This window comes from Ferviditalea candida (assembly GCF_035282765.1).
Taxonomy (GTDB): domain Bacteria; phylum Bacillota; class Bacilli; order Paenibacillales; family KCTC-25726; genus Ferviditalea; species Ferviditalea candida.
Window position 1 is genome coordinate 1 of the sequence record NZ_JAYJLD010000115.1, and the last position, 640, is coordinate 640.

Sequence of the window (640 nt, forward strand, 5' to 3'; positions counted from 1 at the left end):
TGACGATGTTGTCGATGACGGCCAGGATGTGCTCGATGTTGCCGGGCTGAAGCTGGCCGGGCTGCAATTGTCCGGCCCACTGGTCCTGCAGCTTCTTGTACAAGCCGAGCTTTTTGCCTTGGCCGCGCTCCAGCGCGTTGTCGGTACCCGTTGCCGTTGAGCCGCCGCAGGAACCGACTCCCTTGCCGTTGTTTCCGTTGCCGTTTCCTTTGCCGGAGTTGCCTCCGGAGCTTCCTCCGGATTTTCCGCCGCCCCCTCCGCCGCCTTTGGACAAAATTTGCACCGGCTTGGACTTGTCGGGTGCGGCTACGGCCACTTGCCCGCTGCTTTCATTGTCCTCGGCACTGGAAACGCAGGTGTTGCCGTTTCTTTTACGGGTTACATGTGTTATATGTGTTATTGGTTGAATGTTGGATTCATTCGGCACTGGGTAGCCCCCACCAAAAAAAGAAACCTAGAATGGTACAAAGCCAATCAAGGTTAAAAGAAATCAACCTGAATTTCGAAAGTAATGTTCTTTGAAAATATGAAAAGTGCTCCGAATCTTTGATAGAATGGTGTTTGACGAGAACAACATCCACAAAGAGAGGAGCACCCTTTAGGTGAAGTCTAACACATCCATTCACAAAATCAAGACTGA

At 51.6% G+C, this 640-nt stretch carries 2 protein-coding genes; both read right to left on the reverse strand.

The features are described 5' to 3' along the window. A partial coding sequence (locus VF724_RS21315) for a hypothetical protein (protein WP_371756239.1) occupies nucleotides 1-427 on the reverse strand: 427 nt, incomplete at its 3' end. Then, nucleotides 417-640, reverse strand: a 224-nt coding sequence (locus VF724_RS21320) for a hypothetical protein (RefSeq protein ID WP_371756240.1), incomplete at its 5' end; no start/stop codon positions are given. The genes VF724_RS21315 and VF724_RS21320, both read right to left, overlap by 11 nt.